At 30.1% G+C, this 17,584-nt stretch carries 16 protein-coding genes; 15 read left to right on the plus strand and 1 reads right to left on the minus strand.

Going from position 1 to position 17,584, the window contains the following annotated elements:
* The first annotated feature begins 97 nt into the window (after positions 1 to 97).
* The 12 genes from B5E92_RS05415 (at position 98) to B5E92_RS05470 (ending at position 12,549) form a co-directional block, all read left to right on the plus strand.
* On the plus strand, positions 98 to 352 hold the full coding sequence (locus B5E92_RS05415) for a hypothetical protein (protein WP_239404256.1): 255 nt from the start codon (positions 98 to 100) through the stop codon (positions 350 to 352).
* Positions 353 to 363: 11 nt separating this feature from the next.
* Positions 364 to 1,215: a DegV family protein gene (locus B5E92_RS05420; protein WP_087299969.1), complete on the plus strand. Its 852-nt coding sequence runs from the start codon at positions 364 to 366 to the stop codon at positions 1,213 to 1,215.
* A gap of 84 nt (positions 1,216 to 1,299) precedes the next feature.
* Positions 1,300 to 2,271, plus strand: coding sequence for a dipeptidase (locus tag B5E92_RS05425; RefSeq protein ID WP_087299971.1), 972 nt, complete (start codon positions 1,300 to 1,302; stop codon positions 2,269 to 2,271).
* 290 nt (positions 2,272 to 2,561) lie between these two features.
* A complete protein-coding gene (locus tag B5E92_RS05430; RefSeq protein ID WP_087299973.1) occupies positions 2,562 to 3,377 on the plus strand; it encodes a MurR/RpiR family transcriptional regulator in 816 nt (271 codons plus the stop codon).
* A gap of 39 nt (positions 3,378 to 3,416) precedes the next feature.
* The gene (locus B5E92_RS05435) at positions 3,417 to 4,259 is read left to right on the plus strand and encodes a fumarate hydratase (protein WP_087299976.1); all 843 of its coding nucleotides are present in this window, start codon (positions 3,417 to 3,419) and stop codon (positions 4,257 to 4,259) included.
* A complete protein-coding gene (locus B5E92_RS05440; protein ID WP_087299978.1) occupies positions 4,256 to 4,810 on the plus strand; it encodes a Fe-S-containing hydro-lyase in 555 nt (184 codons plus the stop codon). The genes B5E92_RS05435 and B5E92_RS05440 overlap by 4 nt, the downstream gene beginning before the upstream one ends.
* A gap of 14 nt (positions 4,811 to 4,824) precedes the next feature.
* Positions 4,825 to 6,069, plus strand: a complete 1,245-nt coding sequence (locus tag B5E92_RS05445; protein ID WP_087299980.1) for a M15 family metallopeptidase — start codon at positions 4,825 to 4,827, stop codon at positions 6,067 to 6,069.
* 38 nt (positions 6,070 to 6,107) lie between these two features.
* Positions 6,108 to 7,736, plus strand: a complete 1,629-nt coding sequence (locus B5E92_RS05450) for a B12-binding domain-containing radical SAM protein (RefSeq protein WP_087299982.1) — start codon at positions 6,108 to 6,110, stop codon at positions 7,734 to 7,736.
* 81 nt (positions 7,737 to 7,817) lie between these two features.
* A complete protein-coding gene (locus B5E92_RS05455) occupies positions 7,818 to 9,257 on the plus strand; it encodes a 6-phospho-beta-glucosidase (RefSeq protein WP_087299984.1) in 1,440 nt (479 codons plus the stop codon).
* Between the two features lie 160 nt (positions 9,258 to 9,417).
* Positions 9,418 to 11,730: an anaerobic ribonucleoside triphosphate reductase gene (locus tag B5E92_RS05460; protein ID WP_087299986.1), complete on the plus strand. Its 2,313-nt coding sequence runs from the start codon at positions 9,418 to 9,420 to the stop codon at positions 11,728 to 11,730.
* Positions 11,730 to 12,245: an anaerobic ribonucleoside-triphosphate reductase activating protein gene (gene nrdG / locus B5E92_RS05465; protein WP_087299988.1), complete on the plus strand. Its 516-nt coding sequence runs from the start codon at positions 11,730 to 11,732 to the stop codon at positions 12,243 to 12,245. Before B5E92_RS05460 ends, nrdG begins: the two co-directional genes overlap by 1 nt.
* A 1-nt stretch (position 12,246) precedes the next feature.
* Positions 12,247 to 12,549 carry a hypothetical protein gene (locus B5E92_RS05470; RefSeq protein ID WP_087299990.1) on the plus strand — a complete coding sequence of 101 codons (303 nt, stop codon included), beginning with the start codon at positions 12,247 to 12,249 and terminating at the stop codon, positions 12,547 to 12,549.
* A gap of 38 nt (positions 12,550 to 12,587) precedes the next feature.
* Here B5E92_RS05470 and B5E92_RS05475 read toward each other — a convergent pair whose 3' ends face one another.
* The gene (locus B5E92_RS05475) at positions 12,588 to 14,333 is read right to left on the minus strand and encodes an aminopeptidase P family protein (protein WP_087299991.1); all 1,746 of its coding nucleotides are present in this window, start codon (positions 14,331 to 14,333) and stop codon (positions 12,588 to 12,590) included.
* 518 nt (positions 14,334 to 14,851) lie between these two features.
* Between B5E92_RS05475 and B5E92_RS05480 the strand changes: the two genes are divergently transcribed.
* From B5E92_RS05480 to B5E92_RS05490, 3 genes are read left to right on the plus strand one after another with little or no spacing between them, the layout of a single operon-like run.
* Positions 14,852 to 15,163 (plus strand): hypothetical protein, encoded by a 312-nt coding sequence (locus tag B5E92_RS05480; protein WP_087299993.1) that lies wholly within the window; start codon positions 14,852 to 14,854, stop codon positions 15,161 to 15,163.
* Between the two features lie 9 nt (positions 15,164 to 15,172).
* Complete coding sequence (locus B5E92_RS05485; RefSeq protein WP_087299995.1) at positions 15,173 to 16,204, plus strand: V-type ATPase subunit; 1,032 nt, start codon at positions 15,173 to 15,175, stop codon at positions 16,202 to 16,204.
* Between the two features lie 14 nt (positions 16,205 to 16,218).
* Positions 16,219 to 17,580 (plus strand): hypothetical protein, encoded by a 1,362-nt coding sequence (locus tag B5E92_RS05490; RefSeq protein WP_087299997.1) that lies wholly within the window; start codon positions 16,219 to 16,221, stop codon positions 17,578 to 17,580.
* The last annotated feature ends 4 nt before the right edge of the window (positions 17,581 to 17,584 follow it).

Raw genomic sequence — 17,584 nt, forward strand, 5'->3', positions numbered from 1 at the left:
TAACAATAAATTACAAATTATAAAATAATTATGAATATTTTCACTTTTTGTTTAAATAAATGTTATAATTTTGTAAAGAACACAGGAGGGTATAATAATGGCAAAAGAACTAGATGAAGCAGTCAAGTCTGGACATCAGTTAGCTGCTTATTTAGAAAGTGAGCAGGCTGATCAAAAAGCTGAAAATAAGTTTGATGCTTTATGGCAAAGTATCTATGATGTCTGTGCATTAGTTTATCGAGATATTTTAGATGAACTATTGACTGAAGAGGAATATAAGGAAGCTGTTACCTGGTTAAAAAAATATCAGCATTTAACAAAAGATTATCAAGAAATGGAAATTGAATTATAAGGTAAAATATTATGAAAAATTATTTAATTGTTACAGATACAACAAGTGCAATGAACGGGGATCAGGCTAAAAAATATGGAATTGAACTTGTTTCTTTAAGTGTGCTGATTGATCATCAAGAATATAAAGATCAAATTGATATTTCAACAGAAGAGTTATATCAAAAATTAAGAGATGGTTGTATTCCAACAACTTCACAGCCTAATACTGGTTATTTACAAAATTTAATGGAAAAATGGAAAAGTGAAAATTATGAAGCGATTATTGTTATAACATGCAGTAGTGATTTAAGCGGGACATGGAGCGGTTTTAATTTAGTTAAAAATGATTTAGAAATGGATAATATGTATATTTATGATAGTCGTCAAATTGGTGCTCCAGTTATGGATATGGCTATTTGTGCTAAAGAAATGGCTAATAATGATTGTAGTGTTGCTGAAATTTTTGAAATGTTAGAAAGAAAAAGTGCTAATGTATTTTCATTTTTAGCACCACTAGATTTTAAACAATTAGCTCGTTCTGGTAGATTATCACCATTGGCTGCTAAAATGGCAACGATTTTAAAAGTAAAAGCGTTGTTGTATTTAAAAGAGGATGGTAGCTGTGTTGATAAGTTTGCTATGAGTCGAACAGGAAGTAAAGTTATTAAGACAATGATTGAAAAGTTTAAATCAGCTAATGTTAATGCTCAGGATTTTAGAATCTATATTTCTCATGCTGATAATGAAGAATTAGCTATTAAAGCTAAAAATTTATTACAAGATATTTTTGAGGGGATTGAAGTTTTTGTTAATAAACTTCCAGCGGTATTAACTTGTCATGGTGGACTTGGTTGTATTGCGATTCACTATATTTGTAAATAAAATAATGTTTTTAAAGTGATATTTATAATGCAATATAAATATCATTTTATTGTATTATTTAATAATATAAAGGGGGCTAGCAAAATGAAAGTTGTGGATATGCATTGTGATACTATTTCAAGAATATATAAAGAAGGTGGCAGTTTAAAAGAAAATGATTTTAACGTTGATTTAAACAAGATGAAAAAAGGGGATTATCTTTTACAAAACTTTGCAATGTTTGTTAATTTAAAAAGTAATCCTGATCCGTTAACTAAAGCACAGCAATTAATTGATTTATATTATCAAGAACTAGCAAAAAATCAGGATATTATTAAACCAGTATTTAGTTATCAAGATATTATTGATAATCAAGAAAAAGGATTGATGTCAGCATTATTAACATTAGAAGAAGGGGCCGTTGTTAACAATGATTTAGCGATTTTGCGCAATTATTATCGTCTTGGTGTTAGAATGATCACGTTAACCTGGAATCATCCAAATGGGATAGGTTATCCTAATATGTTAAGTGGTGAAGGATTTGCTCGTTTAAAAAGCATTAATACTGATAAGGGATTAACTGATTTTGGAATTGCTTATATCCAGGAAATGGAACGCTTGAAAATGATCATCGATGTATCTCATTTAGGTGATGCCGGATTTTATGATGTCTTGAAATATACAACTAAACCATTTGTTGCTTCACATAGTAATGCTCGTAGTGTTTGTGATGTTGCTCGTAATTTAAGTGATGATATGATTAAAGAACTGGCAAAACGTGGTGGGGTAATGGGAATTAATTTTTGTGGTGACTTTTTAAAACAGTCTGATACTGGTGATGAAAGATCATGTATTGAAGATATGGTAAAACATATTTTATATATTAAAGATCTAGTTGGAATTGATTATGTTGGTTTAGGCAGTGACTTTGATGGAATTAGTCAAAATCTGGAAATTAAAGATGCTTCGATGATGCCTTTGTTACAAAAAGCTTTAGAAGATGCCGGATTGACTAATGATGAAATTGAAAAAGTTTTTTATAGAAATGTTTTGCGGGTATATCAAGAAGTATTATAAACGTAAAATGGCAAGTGGGGAAAAGCACTTGCCATCTTTTTATTAGTTATCAGGGAAAGGATACTAATAATATATGATATCAGGGAAGGATATCGTTATATCTTGTAGTCATTATATTGAAGGGAAAATTGAATATCTTTTGACTACGCTTATAATATATATTAAAAGGTTGGTCAAAATGTAAAAAGAATATAAAAAAATATGTGAAATTAATTTTTTTACAGCTATAAGTGAGCTATTTTAAATTATCGAAATATAGTGTATAATACACATAAGTGGAGGATAGCATAATGAAAAGTTTGTTTTATCGTTTGATTATCTTTTTAGATACAGCTAGCGAGGCAGATACAAATTATAATATTGCCTGGTATATGGCACACAATTTTTCCAAAGTAGCTAAAATGGGAATTAGCCAGCTGGCTAAAGAATGTTATGTTTCCCCTGCTACAATTTCCCGTTTTTGTCGTGCTCTTGGATATGAAAACTATGCACATTTAAAGCAGGAGTGTTCTTCTTTTGCTTCTGATAGTAAAAAGTTTAATAACTTGATTAATGTTCCTTTAAATGTTATGAAAGATAAACCACAGGCATGTACTGAATATTATAGTAAGCAAGTATGTCATGCAGTCGCTAATTTGACACATTATTTAGATTGGAATGTTATTGATAAAGTTTTAGAATTGATTCATGATAGTGATTCGGTTGCTTTTTTTGGAACACAGTTTTCACATTCGGCAGCATTACATTTTCAAACTGATTTATTGATGCTTGAAAAGTTTACAATGGCTTATATGGAAACACAACGGCAAATTGAATGTGCACGATCTTTAGATAGAAATAGTGTTGCTATTATTATGACTGTAAATGGGTTTTATTTAAAAAGTAATACTAAGGTATTGCAGTATTTAAAAAAAGCTCATTGCAAAGTTGTTTTGATTACTAATAATCCTGGTATTGATATTGGAATAGATGTTGATTATACTATCATATTAGGTGATAGCAAGCAAAGAAAAACAGGCAAGCATACATTGCTTACAACTGTTGAGTTGATGTCACTTAGATATTATTCATTATATTATCCAGATGTTCAGGAAAATATTGTTTAAAAAGGTTGTTAAATACCTTTTTTTATGAAAGGAATAAAGATGCGAGAAATTAAATGTGAAGATATTATAAAAACTGTAAAACAATTATGTAAAGAAGCTGCTTGCAATTTACCAGAAGATGTTTTTAATACGATAAAAAATAAAGCAGAAAATGAACCTTATCCATTAGCTAAAAAGACATTGGATGTTTTAGTTGAAAATGCAATTTTGGCTAAAGAACAAATGATGCCAATTTGTCAGGATACCGGAATGGCATTTGTTTATGTGACAATTGGTCAAGAAGTCCATGTTGATGGTGATTTAAAAGAAGCGATTAATGAAGGAGTTCGTCAAGGATATCAAGAAGGGTATTTAAGAAAGTCGGTTGTTGATGATCCATTATTTGATCGTGTTAATACTAAAGATAATACTCCTGCAATAATTTATTTTGATATTGTAGCAGGTGATGAGTTTAAAATAGTAGTGGCCCCTAAAGGATTTGGTTCTGAAAATATGTCACAAGTAAAAATGTTAAAACCAAGTGATGGTGTTCAAGGGGTAAAAGATTTTGTTTTAAAAGTTGTTAATGATGCTGGTCCTAATGCCTGTCCACCGATGGTAATTGGTGTAGGAATTGGTGGTTCTTTTGATAAGGTAACAATGCTTGCAAAAAAAGCAATGTTACGTGAAATAGGAACTCATCATCAAGATAGTCGCTATGCTTTGTTAGAAGATGAACTATTGCAATTAGTAAATGCTTCAGGAATTGGTCCAGCTGGATATGGTGGTAAGACAACTGCGTTGTCTTTAAATATTGAAACTTATCCAACTCATATTGCGGGAATGCCTGTTGCAGTTAGTATTTGCTGTCATGTTTCTCGACATAAGGAGGCTAGATTATGATTAAATTAACAACGCCGCTTACAAAAGAAAAAATTAGACAATTACATGCTGGCGATGAAGTATTGCTAAGTGGAGTAATTTATACTGGGCGTGATGCTGCTCATAAAAGATTAATGGCATTACTTGATGAAGGAAAGGAATTACCATTCCCTTTAAAAGATCAGGTGATTTTCTATGTTGGACCAACCCCTAGTAAACCAGGACAGGTTTTTGGTAGTGGCGGACCAACAACTTCAGGACGTATGGACGCTTATGCGCCCCGCTTAATTGAACAAGGTTTACGTTCAATGATTGGTAAAGGATATCGTCAAGATGCTGTAAAAAAAGCAATAATAGAAAATACCGGTGTATATTTTGGTGCTATTGGTGGTGCCGGGGCGATGATGTCGCATTGTATTAAAGAGTGTGAGGTTATTGCTTTTGATGATTTAGGACCTGAAGCAATTCGCCGTTTGGTCGTTGAAGATATGCCGTTAGTAGTAATTATTGATAGTGAAGGTAATGATCAATATGAAATTGGTCGAAAAGATTATTTAGATTCATATAAATAAAAGGAGTAAAAAGAATGTTTAGAAAAAAAAGAGATTATGGTTATTATAGTAGCTATGGTGGTAGTAGTAGTCGTTTAAGAGTTGGTAGAGTGGCTATTATCGGTGTGGTTATTGCTGTTGTAATCATCGCAGTAGTTATTGTTTTAAACTTGACTCGAATTCAACTGATGTTTAAAGGATATTCGTTTTCACAAGCTAGTGAGATTTTATCATTAACTAAAGAAGAAGAGAATGAAATTTTAGCACATGATAAAATGGATCATATCGTTAACTGGATTGAAGAATCTGATAATGTTGAATGGTATGACGAATATGAAAGATATTTAGGATTAAATAAAAAATTAGAATATGCTGATGTTGTTAGCTATGTTGATAATTTATATGAAACTCAAGTACCTAAATTAAAAAGTCTTTCATATAGTAATGATGATATTTGGAAATTAATTGAAGATGGTGCTAGTGAAGATGATTTCCAATATTTAATTGATAATAATTATAGTGCTAATGATTTAGAACCATATAGTAAGGTTGAAGGTTATAAAATTCAAAATTTAGCTGGTTATATTAGTGCTTATGCTACATATAAAGATTATAATTATGCAGTTTGTATAACTAATTATCCATTTATTATTTCTAGTAATGGAGACCCTCAAGATAGTTATACTATCAGTAATCCTGATGAATTATTAACATTAGTTAAAAAAGGTTTCTATTTACCAGATGATTATGAACCAGAATTAGTAGAACCAGATATTCCGGTTGCTCCAGATTGTGAAAATTCACAAATGACACCAGAAACTTCTAAAGCATTAACTAAGATGTATGAAGCTGCAAAAAAAGAAGGGTTAGAATTAGTTGTAAATAGTGCTTATCGTTCATATGAAACTCAAGTAGCAATTTATAACGATTTTGAAACACGATATGGTGGTCAATATGCTTCTGAATACGTAGCAGCACCTGGTGCTAGTGAACATCAAACTGGTTTGGGTCTAGATTTAACTTCTCAAAGTGTTGTTGATGGTGAAAGAATTACATTTGGTGATACTGAAGAATATCGCTGGGTAGTTGAAAATTGTTATAAATATGGTTTTATCATCAGATTTGAAGATGGTACTGATGGTATTACTGGTATTGCTCATGAACCATGGCATTTACGCTATGTAGGTGAAGATGTTGCCAAAGAAATTGTAAAAAATAAATGGACTTTTGAAGAATATTGTTTATACAACAATGTTATGCCAGAAGTTGAAGAAAAATAATCTAGGGTTTTACTCTAGATTATTTTAATGAGGTGGATATGAAAACATTAATTACAACATTAAATTCAAAATATATACATAAATCATTATCAGTTAGATTATTATATGTAGCGACTATCGCTTATCACAATACTGATTTTAAAGAATATACTATCAAAGATAATCTTGATAATATTGTACAAGATATAATTAAGCAAGAAATTGATATTTTAGCGATAAGTGTTTATATCTGGAATGTTGATTTAGTACGTGAGTTAATTATTAAATTAAAAAGTATTAAACCTGATTTAATTATTGTTGTTGGTGGTCCAGAAGTAAGTTATGAGATTGATTATTTTTTAGATAATTTTGAAATTGATTATTTAATTAGTGGTGAAGGTGAAGTTGCTTTTAAACAGTTATTAGATTGTCTTGAAAATAATCAAGAGGTTGATATTCAAGGAATCAGTAGTAAAAATAAACGTGATTATCGCCAGACTAAGCCAGTTGACTTAGCTTATGTAGAATCGTTAGAATCACCATATTTATTATCAAGGGATTTACCAGATATGGCTAATCGAATTTTGTATTTTGAAACTAGCCGTGGCTGTCCATATCAATGCCAATATTGTTTATCGTCTTTAGAAAAAGGATTACGTTTTTTTAGTTTAGATTATTTAAAAGAGCAATTACAGTTAATTATTAATAGTGGTGTTAAAACGATAAAGCTATTAGATCGAAGTTTTAATGCTAAAACTTCCCATGCATTAGCTATTTTAGAATTTGTTTTTAAAAATGCCAAGCCTGGCATGCAATTCCAGTTTGAAATTAATGGTGATGTTTTAGATCAAAAAATTATTGATTATATTAATGATTATGCCCCTGATGGTTTGTTGCGATTTGAAATAGGGATTCAGTCAACTTATGATCCGACAAATGAAATTGTGCGTCGTTATCAAGATTTTAATCGATTAAGTGAAGTAATTAGACAATTACAGTCTAATCATAAAATTGATTTTCATTTAGATTTAATTGCTGGTTTACCACTAGAAAATCTTAGTCGTTTTGCAAAATCTTTTGATGATGTCTTTGCTTTTAGACCTAAAGAATTACAACTTGGCTTTTTAAAACTATTAAGAGGAACTAGTTTACGAAATGAAGCTAATAAGTATGGCTATGTTTATGATTCTAAACCACCATACGAGTTAATTGAAAGTAATGATTTATCTAAAGAGGATATTAAAAAAATTCATTTGGCTGAAGAAATGCTGGAAAAATTCTGGAATAGTGGCAAAATGCCTATAACAATGAATAAGGTCATGGATAATGTCAGTTCACCATTTTACTTTTTTATGGAATTTGGTAAGTATTATCTAGAACATGATTTTAAGCTGTTTAAGTTTCAAAATGATGAATTATTTAGTTATTTAAACCAATATTTAAATTATGAATATGAAGATTTATTGATAGAAGATTATTTACGATTAACCAAAGTAAAACCAAAACGCTGGTGGAAAAGTCGTATAAGTAAACAACAATCTCGTGATGTTATGCATCAGTTAGTTGAAAAGTATCATTTAGATCAAGAAGAATTATTTAGATATGGTTTGGTAGAAAAATTAGATAGTGGATATATTGTTGCTATATATAAAAATTATCATGCCAATGTCAAAAAATATCTTTTATAATTAACCAAAAATTCATTAAAATCTCTCTTTCTTTAGTATATAATATAAGTAATGATATTTTATAGAAAAGAGGAAAAGTATATGGGATTTAGAGAAGATTTTTTATGGGGTGGAGCAGTTGCTGCCCATCAATGTGAAGGTGCCTGGCAAGAAGGTGGCAAAGGAATTAGCTGTAGTGATGTTGAAACAGCAGGAGATAATGTTACTGGAGCACCTCGTCGTTTAACAGATGGTGTTATCGAAGGTGAAGATTATCCTAACCATGTCGGTGTTGATTTCTATCATCGATATAAAGAAGATATTGCTTTAATGGCTGAAATGGGATTTAAAGCATTTAGAACTTCTATTGCATGGACACGTATTTTCCCACGTGGTGATGAAAAAGAACCAAATGAAGCTGGTTTAAAATTCTATGATGATTTATTTGATGAATGTCATAAATATGGAATTGAGCCAGTAGTTACTTTATCACACTTTGAAATGCCTTGGGCGCTTGCTAAAGAATATGGTGGATTTAGAAATCGTGAAGCAATTGACATGTTTGTTAAATTCGCAAAAGTATGTTTTGCAAGATATCAACACAAAGTTAAATATTGGATGACATTCAATGAAATTAATAACCAGGCTGATTACACACAACATAACTTGATTCAAGAAGGGGCTGTTTTATTAAAAGAAGGTGACGATCCTGAATATTTAATGTATTTATCAGCTCATCATGAATTAGTTGCATCAGCTTTAGCTGTAAAAGCAGCACATGAAATCAATCCTGATTTAAAAGTTGGTTGTATGATTGGTATGAATGCCGTTTATCCAGCTACTTCTAATCCAGAAGATGTTATGAATGCTTTAGGTGCTATGCATCAAAAATACTGGTATGTTGAAGTTCATGCTCGCGGACATTATCCACAACATATGTTAAAATTATTTGCAAGAAAAGGATATGACTTTATTACTAAAGAAGATGAAAAAGTCTTAACAGAAGGTAAAGTTGATTATATTGGATTCTCTTATTACATGTCTTTTGCAACAAAATATCAAGGACGTAATGAAAAAACATTTGATTATTCAGGAGAAGACTTTGTAAGAAATACATACTTAAAAGCTTCTGACTGGGGATGGCAAATTGACCCTCTAGGACTTCGCTGGTGTCTAAACTGGTTCTATGATCGTTTTGAATTACCAATGATGATCGTTGAAAATGGTTTTGGTGCTTATGATAAAGTAGAAGAAGATGGTTCGATTAATGACCAATATCGTATTGATTACTTCAAATCTCATATTGAAGCAATGCGTGATGCTGTTGATTATGATGGTGTAGATTTATTAGGATATACAATGTGGTCACCATTTGATATCGTATCTGCTTCTACTGGTGAATATGATAAACGTTATGGATTTATTTATGTAAATTATAATAATGCTCATGAAGGTGATTTTTCTAGAAGCAAAAAGAAATCATTCTATTGGTATAAAAAAGTTATTGAAACTAATGGTGAAGATTTATCAGATGTCGAATAATTTCGGCATCTTTTTTTAAAACCGAATATTAGGTTTTTATAGATAAATTTGTGATTGGTAGTTATGACTTGCAGTGATAAAATATAGGTAGCGATGAAGTATATAACATGATTTAATTAGTTAAATGCGATATACTAGTAAGTACATGGAGGGAATTGTAATGATTGAAAATATTCGAAAACGAGATGGGCGTTTAGTCGCATTTGAATTAGATAAAATTGCAGGAGCTATATATAAAGCTTTTCAAGCAACCGGTGGTAAATATGATTTAAAAAATGCTATGGATATCGCTAAAATAGTTGAAGTTAAACTAGAAAAGAAAAAAAGCGAGCTACCAACTGTTGAACTAGTTCAAGATACTGTTGAAGAAGTATTGATTGAAAAAGGTTATGTTCGAGTTGCCAAAGCATATATTTTATATCGTGCTAATCGAACAAGAGAACGTGATATGCGGTCACGATTAATGAAAACTTTTGAAGAAATTACTTTTGCCGATAGTAAAGATAGTGATTTGAAACGTGAAAATGCTAATGTCAATGCCGATGCGCCAATGGGAACAATGTTAAAATATGGTGCTGAAGCAGCTAAACAATTTAATGAAATGTTTGTTTTAAATCCGAAACATGCTCGTGCTCATATTAATGGTGATATTCATATTCATGATATGGATTTTTTAACCTTGACAACAACATGCTGTCAAATTGATTTGATTAAGTTATTTAAAGGTGGTTTTTCAACTGGTCATGGTGTTTTAAGAGAGCCAAATAGTATTAGTACATATGCAGCACTAGCATGTATTGCTATTCAATCTAATCAAAATGATCAACATGGTGGACAAGCTATTCCAAATTTTGATTATGGAATGGCACCAGGGGTTAGCAAATCATATTATAAACATTTTTATCAAAACTTAGCTAAAGCCATTTCATTATTATGTGATATTGACGGTGATGAAGTAGTAAAGAAGATAAAAAAAGAAATGACTATAAAACCTGCTTTAGATAAAAATGAAGATTTTGATAAACAGTTAAAAGAGGTTTTAGCAAATAATAATATTGAAGAAAATGTTGATAAAATCATCGACTTTGCAACTAAAAATGCGTATAAAGAAACTGATCGAGAAACATATCAGGCCATGGAAGCCTTTATTCATAATTTAAATACAATGCATTCAAGAGCTGGAGCCCAAGTGCCATTTAGTTCAATCAATTATGGTATGGATACTTCTAGTGAAGGTAGAATGGTCATGAAAAATATTTTATTAGCAACAGAAGCTGGATTAGGACATGGCGAAACACCAATTTTCCCAATTCAAATCTTTAGAGTTAAAGAAGGTATTAATTATAATAAAGGAGAACCTAATTACGATTTGTTTAAATTGGCTTGTCGAACTTCAGCAAAACGCTTATTCCCTAACTTTTCATTTATTGATGCGCCATTTAATAAACAATATTATAAAGGTACACCAGAAACTGAAATTGCTTATATGGGTTGTCGAACTCGTGTGATGGGAAATATTTATGATCCTGATAAAGAAATTAGTTTTGGGCGTGGAAATTTAAGTTTTACATCAATTAATTTACCACGTTTAGCGATTCGTAGTCGTGGTGATGTAAATGAATTTTTTGATAAATTAGATCAAATGCTTGATTTATGTATCGACCAATTATTAGAACGTTTTGAAATTCAATGTCGTCGTAAAGTAATGAATTATCCGTTTTTAATGGGACAAAAAGTATGGCTTGATAGCGATAAATTAAAACCAGAAGATGAAGTAAGAGAAGTATTAAAACATGGTACTTTGACGGTTGGATTTATCGGATTAGCTGAAACATTAAAAGCTTTAATTGGTCATCATCATGGTGAAAGTGAAAAAGCTCAAGTATTAGGATTACAAATTGTTGGTCATATGCGTAATGCAATGGATAAAGCTAGTGAAAAATATCATCTTAATTTTAGTTTAATTGCTACACCAGCAGAAGGATTATCAGGAAGATTTGTAAAAATGGATAAAAAACTCTTTGGGGAAATTGAAGGAGTTACTGATCGTGACTATTACACAAATAGTTTCCATATTCCTGTTTATTATCCAATCAGTGCCTATAAAAAGATTGAATTAGAAGGACCATATCATGAATTAACTAATGGTGGTCATATTAGTTATATTGAAATGGATGGAGATCCAACTAAAAATATTGCCGCATTTGAAAAAATTGTTCGAGCAATGCATGATAACGGAATTGGTTATGGGGCAATTAATCATCCAGTCGATCGTGATCCGGTTTGTGGTTATAATGGAATTATTGATGATGTATGTCCACTTTGTGGGCGTAGTGAAAAAGAACATCATGGTTTTGAACGAATTCGGCGAATTACCGGTTATTTAGTTGGTTCATTAGATCGTTTTAACGATGCTAAAAAAGCTGAAGAAAGCGATCGAGTAAAACATGATGTAGAAAGTAATGAAGAATAATGGAAATTAGATTATTTGGTACCGTCAATGATTCAATTGTTGACGGTCCAGGATTACGATATACGATTTTTACTCAAGGTTGTTTGCATCATTGTCCTGGCTGTCATAATCCTCAAAGCCATCCTCTTGATGGTGGCTATGTAGAAGACTGTGATAAAATTTTAGCAGAGATTTTTAATAATCCATTATTAGATGGAATTACGTTATCAGGTGGCGAACCAATGTTACAAATTGAACCATTAAAATATATTTGCCAGGAAGTAAAAAAACATCACTTAAATATTGTTATTTATAGTGGTTATACTTATGAACAAATTATAAGTGATCAAAATAAACTATCGTTATTAAAGCTTGGTGATATGTTAGTTGATGGTCTTTATGTAGAAGAAAAAAGAAGTTTGGCACTATTGTATCGTGGCTCTTCTAATCAACGATTGATCAATATTCAAGAATCTTTAAAACAAGGCAAAGTAATCGAATATATAATTGATGAATATGGGGAGATAGAAATTTAAAATGGCAAAGATAAAATATGGATTTTTATGTTTTATACCAATTTTAGTTTATATCATTTTTAATTCAATGATTCCTCAAGAAATTGTTGGACATATTTCGGGTTTAGGAAATGTTACTTATGTAAATAAATGGTCTTTTGTATTATTTACAACTTTGGCTGGTTTTGTTTGTCATTGTCTTTATATGATAATTTCATTAAAGAAACCAGATTGGATTGGTAAAAAGAAGATTGGTAAGTATAGTCATTGGTATTTTCCAATTCTTACTAATGTGGTTAGTTTAATTGTTGTTTGCATTAGTTAATAAAAGCTCTAAATCGTTTGATTTAGAGCTTATTTTAGCTATTTAATTAATAAATTAGCTTGTAACCAGCTTTTTTCTTCACTAGTTAAATATGGAGCAATAGTATCAAATACTAATTGATGATATTCATTGATTTGTTCAATTTCATGATTAGATAATAAGTTTAAATCTAAACCATCTAAATCAAAAGGCACCATTGTAATAGGTTCAAATCTTAAGAATTGACCATATTCATTATTAGCTGTTTCAACACATAATAATTCATTTTCATGACGAACACCATGACTATTTTCAATATAGATACCTGGTTCATCAGTAGTAATCATACCTGGTTCAAAAGCACACATTGCATTAGATCCAGGACGATCTTTTGGTCTGAAACCATTAGGTCCTTCGTGAACATTTAAGAAATGACCTACCCCATGACCAGTACCACAGCGATAATCTAGATTATATTTATAAACCATTTCACGAGCAAATAAATCTAAATTTGGTCCAGTTGTTCCAGCGATAAAACGAGCATCTTGTAATCTTAATAAAGCTTTTAAGGCAACTGTATAATCACGACGTTCAATATCACTAATATTTCCTAATACAAATGTTCTAGTAATATCAGTTGTTCCATCAAAATATTGTCCTCCAGAGTCAATTAATAATAACCCTTCATTAGTAACGGTCGCACATTTACCAGGTTCTGCTTTATAATGCATTAATGCTGCATTTTCTTTATAAGCACAAATAGTATCAAAGCTTAAGTCATAGAAATCTTTTTGAGCTTTTCTGAATTCTTCAAGTTTATCAGAAATGCTGACTTCATCCATTGGGATTTTTCCAACGTTTGTTTTTAGCCAGTACATAAATTTAGTTACAGCAACACCATCTTTAATATGGGCGTATTTAGTAGCTTCGATTTCGGTTTTATTTTTAATTGCTTTAAATAATTGAGTTGGATTTGGTCCATTAACAATTTCACAGTTTAAACGACGGCAAATTTCATAATTGACAATTTGTTTATCTAATAAAACTTTACCTGTTAATTTTTCAACATCATCATAAATATCGTTATAGTTTTTAATATAGATGCTATCACGTTTTAATATTGCTTCAATTTTAGCATCAATAACGCCATCTTGAACATATAAATAAGCATCTTCTTGATTAATTAATGCATACGATAAAACAACTGGATTGCAAGGAACATCATTACCACGAATATTAAATAGCCAAACGATATCATCTAAACTAGTAATAATGTGATGATTACAATCTTTCATTGCTTTTCGTAAACGTTGTAATTTTGAACCGCGAGATTCACCACAATATTTTTCATCGTAAATAAATGCTGGTTCATGGCTAATGCTAGGACGATCATGCCAGATTTCATTTACAAGATCAACATTGCTGATAACTTTATTTTTCATATTTAAAACTTCTTGATATGACATTACTCGACCGTCAAAACCAACAGTTTTATCAGCATTTTTTTCTAAGTATTCATTAATTGTATCAACCCCGGCTAATCCCATTTTCATCAATGTGATTCCAGTATTGGCAGTTTGTTTTTCAGCTTGAATATGATAACGTCCATCAACCCATAATCTTGCTTCATCTAAACCAACAATTAAAGTTCCAGCCGAACCAGTAAAGCCAGACATATACTTACGAGCGCCAAAATATTCACCTACATATTCACTTTGGTGATAGTCACTTGTAGGAATGATATAAAGATCGATTCCATGTTCTTTCATTAATTTTCTTAATTCTTCTATTCTTTCTTTAACCATATTTATAACCTCACTTATCTAATACTTTAGCACAAGTTTAAAGGACACTCAAACAAAATAATTGATAAACTAGTTATTTGATAAAATAAAAAATCAACTATTATTAATTTATATAAATTATTGTTAATTATTTGTTTTAAAAAGAGTAGTTAGTTAATAATATCGAATAATTATTAATAAAAAAGATAAAATTATATGATGAATTTAATTGGTTTTAATAGTTTTTGTTAAGAAAAATTTACGAAATTAGTAATTTAGGAAAATGAATCTTAATAGTGGATTTAAATTGGTAGGAAAATTAAATTTGTTGAATAATTGTAATAAATTTATTTTTGATGGTTTTAAATAGATTTTTATTTTGGATTAAATAGTTGATTTTTTAGGTAAATTTTTTGTGATATTAGCTAATTATAAGGGGTCACAATAGCAGTTTTATTTCCTAATTAAAATTGTATTATTACCATTGCATTTTGAAAATTTAGGAGTATACTAAACACAAGCAAAGGGGGATTGTATTTATGGACGATGTAATTCAAAGATTAGTAGAAGTTGATCGCCAATGTGTTGAACGTGTTGAAGCTGCTAAAGCTAAAAAATTAAACGCTCAGGCGAACATGAATGAAAAAAGAAAAGAAATCTACGATAGTTTTGTTTCTAAACAAAATGAGAAAATTGAAGAACATAAAGCACAGCTGCAAGATAAAAATCAAGCTGATGCTAAACAGTTAGAACAAAATTATCAAGAGACATTATTAAAATTAGAAAATCTTTACAATCAAAATAAAGAGCGCTGGGTAAGTGACATTGTCACAAGATGTTTAGGTAAGTAGGTGATATTTATGGCTTTGTCATCAAATGCTTTATGTGCTAAAGCAAAAGCAATGTATGGTAATCGTCTTAAAGAGGAATCATATAGTGAGTTGTGTCGTAAGCAAACACTTGGTGATATGGTCACTTATTTAAAGACACAAACTAATTATAGTGATGCTTTAAAAAACATTAATGTGCGAAACGTTCATCGTCATCAGTTAGAGGCAGCTTTAAATGAAGAATATTTTTCTCGCTGTACTAGATTGATGAAGTATGCACCACGAAAAAATCTTGATTTTTATCGCCAGGAAATTATAGCGATTGAAATTGGATTGATCGTTGATAAAGTTATTAGTATCAAAGAAAAAGATACTGCTAGTTTTTCTTTGGAAATACCAGATTACTTAGCTAGTAAATTGAGTTTTAATGTTTATGGGCTAGTAAATGTTGATAGTTATAAAGGATTGATTACTTATTTAAAAAATACCCGTTATTATCGGATTTTAGCTAATTTTGATTTTAGAGATCCAATAGATATTAATGGCTTAGAAAGAAAGTTAAAGTCGTTGTATTATCATGTTTATGTCGAATTGATAAATAAATATTTTAGTGGTAGTGAAAGAAAAGATTTGCTTGATTTGATTTTTGTAACAATTGAACTTGCCAATATTACTAAGATCTATCGCTATAAAAAGTATTTTAATGAATCTAATGAGGTAATTAAAAATTCATTGTTTTTAGAATTTTCACGAATTCCGATTCGGATGTATGATAAATTGATTGAAGCGGCTGATGCAGATGAATTAATGAAACTGTTAGCTAATTCACGATTTAAAGTATATTTGGGTGATCATGATTATCCATATATAGAATATTATGTTGAAGAGGTTAAATATAATGTGGCAAAAAGAAATATGCGTTTTTCAAGCAGCGGGCCATTAGTATATTTGACATATTCAATTCTACAAAGAATTGAAATAGATAATTTAAAACATATTATCGAAGGTATTAGATATGGCCGTGACGCATCGAGTATTGAAGATACGTTGATTTATGCATAGGAGGACATGTTATTATGGCAATTATAAAAACGCATTTTTACAATATTTCTTTTGAAAATAGAGATTTAATAAAAATGCTTATTAAGATGACTGAATATCAGGAAGAAATGTTTCCTCAAGATTCGAAAAAAATAGTCAATAATGTTAAAGGTGTATCAGTTATGGATCAAACTAATCCATATAATGAAGTCCTTGATAACCTTTATCATGTCTTGAATCGTTTAGGTTTAAACGGAAATGTTCAAGATAATGAATATCAAGAAATAAATGTAGCATCAGTTAAAAACTTAATTGAAGAAGTAAATACTAAGATTGATGAAATTGTTACAATTAAAGAAGATATCTTAAAAGAAAAAGATGAAAATGATCAGGCAATTACATTATTAAAAAATCTTAGAGAATCAGATATAAGTGTCGATGATGTTAAAAATACAAAATACATCACTTGTCGTTTTGGTCGTTTACCGGTAAGTGAATACGATAAAATTAAGTATTATCGTGATTATGAATTCGTTTTTAAAGAATTAAGTCGTACTAAACAATATGTTTGGATTGCATATGTAGGATTAACAAAAAATATTTCTGAAATTGACAATGCTTTTTCATCAATGGCTTTTGAATCAGTAGAATTACCAGAATTTGCTCATGGTAAAATGGATGAAGCAATTGAAATGTTAACTGAAGAAGCTGCGGCAATGGAAAAATATGCAGCCAAAATGGAAGTTAAATTAGAAAATGTTAAAAACGAATATCAAGAACAGCTTTTAGAAGATTTTACTAGAGTATATAATTTGAAAAAATTATATGACAAATGCTGTTATGTAGTTGATTTTTCACAAAAAGCTGCCATTTATCTCTTTACAAGTTTAAGTATTGAAGAAATAAAAAATCGATTTGATGATGTTGAAAGTGTAAAAGTAATTGAACTACCTGCAAATATTTATGAAAATAGAAATATTATTGCACCAGTATTAACAAAAAATAACTGGTTAACTAAACCGTTTAGTAATATTTTATCGATCCAGACAGGAGATCGTTTTGATCCAACAACAATTGTAGCCATTTTATCACTATTAATTGGCGCAATTTGTCTAGGAGATATCGGTGTTGGCTTGTTATTAATCGTAATTGGGTTTATAGTATCAATTAAGGGCACTAATAATTTTAGTGAAATCTTAAAACGTGTTGGTGTAGCGGTATTACTAGGTGGTTTGGTTTATGGAACATGCTTTTATCAAATCGAACTTTATACACCGCTTATAGATATGCCAATTCATATTGTTCATACTTTAATGTTTGGCGTTGCGATATGGGTTGTAGCAATCATTATACTGCTAATCATCAAAAAGATTGTCCGTAGATCAATAAAAGTGTAGAGGA

The organism is Erysipelatoclostridium sp. An15, assembly GCF_002160675.1.
GTDB lineage: Bacteria > Bacillota_I > Bacilli_A > Erysipelotrichales > Coprobacillaceae > Thomasclavelia > Thomasclavelia merdavium.

Bases quoted from the DNA above. Each gene is read 5' to 3' on its own strand.
- B5E92_RS05415 (WP_239404256.1), top strand. From the start codon at position 98: ATGGCAAAAGAACTAGATGAAGCAGTCAAGTCTGGACATCAGTTAGCT.
- B5E92_RS05420 (WP_087299969.1), top strand. From the start codon at position 364: ATGAAAAATTATTTAATTGTTACAGATACAACAAGTGCAATGAACGGG.
- B5E92_RS05425 (WP_087299971.1), top strand. From the start codon at position 1,300: ATGAAAGTTGTGGATATGCATTGTGATACTATTTCAAGAATATATAAA.
- B5E92_RS05430 (WP_087299973.1), top strand. From the start codon at position 2,562: ATGAAAAGTTTGTTTTATCGTTTGATTATCTTTTTAGATACAGCTAGC.
- B5E92_RS05435 (WP_087299976.1), top strand. From the start codon at position 3,417: ATGCGAGAAATTAAATGTGAAGATATTATAAAAACTGTAAAACAATTA.
- B5E92_RS05440 (WP_087299978.1), top strand. From the start codon at position 4,256: ATGATTAAATTAACAACGCCGCTTACAAAAGAAAAAATTAGACAATTA.
- B5E92_RS05445 (WP_087299980.1), top strand. From the start codon at position 4,825: ATGTTTAGAAAAAAAAGAGATTATGGTTATTATAGTAGCTATGGTGGT.
- B5E92_RS05450 (WP_087299982.1), top strand. From the start codon at position 6,108: ATGAAAACATTAATTACAACATTAAATTCAAAATATATACATAAATCA.
- B5E92_RS05455 (WP_087299984.1), top strand. From the start codon at position 7,818: ATGGGATTTAGAGAAGATTTTTTATGGGGTGGAGCAGTTGCTGCCCAT.
- B5E92_RS05460 (WP_087299986.1), top strand. From the start codon at position 9,418: ATGATTGAAAATATTCGAAAACGAGATGGGCGTTTAGTCGCATTTGAA.
- nrdG (WP_087299988.1), top strand. From the start codon at position 11,730: ATGGAAATTAGATTATTTGGTACCGTCAATGATTCAATTGTTGACGGT.
- B5E92_RS05470 (WP_087299990.1), top strand. From the start codon at position 12,247: ATGGCAAAGATAAAATATGGATTTTTATGTTTTATACCAATTTTAGTT.
- B5E92_RS05475 (WP_087299991.1), bottom strand. From the start codon at position 14,333: ATGGTTAAAGAAAGAATAGAAGAATTAAGAAAATTAATGAAAGAACAT.
- B5E92_RS05480 (WP_087299993.1), top strand. From the start codon at position 14,852: ATGGACGATGTAATTCAAAGATTAGTAGAAGTTGATCGCCAATGTGTT.
- B5E92_RS05485 (WP_087299995.1), top strand. From the start codon at position 15,173: ATGGCTTTGTCATCAAATGCTTTATGTGCTAAAGCAAAAGCAATGTAT.
- B5E92_RS05490 (WP_087299997.1), top strand. From the start codon at position 16,219: ATGGCAATTATAAAAACGCATTTTTACAATATTTCTTTTGAAAATAGA.